Annotated in this window: 1 protein-coding gene; it reads right to left on the reverse strand. The window is 47.0% G+C overall.

The window, feature by feature from the left end; genetic code table 11:
* Positions 1 to 279, reverse strand: a 279-nt coding sequence (locus M3650_RS31520; protein WP_251580302.1) for a transposase, incomplete at both ends; no start/stop codon positions are given.

Consider the following 279-nt stretch of genomic DNA (forward strand, 5'->3'; position numbering starts at 1 on the left):
CATTATCTAGCACGATTGCGATTTGGCCTGCAGGGTATTGAGTAACAATCTTTTCAAGAAAGCTCAAAAAGGTCTCGGCTGTGTACTGCTCATCCTCCTGCCAAACGATTTGACCGGTGGCATAATCGACCGTGGCTAGCAACTTAACTCCACGATGTTTGCCGGTGGTTTGGATGATACGCTGCTTGCCCCGAAGAAACCATGTCTTTTGAATGGCTTGGTAGTCCCGGATCATGGACTCGTCTTCAAACAGCAGATGGTCGATTTCATCATTTAGAA

The sequence above is a fragment of the Paenibacillus sp. MER TA 81-3 genome, from assembly GCF_023713585.1.
GTDB classification, from domain to species: domain Bacteria; phylum Bacillota; class Bacilli; order Paenibacillales; family Paenibacillaceae; genus Paenibacillus_B; species Paenibacillus_B profundus.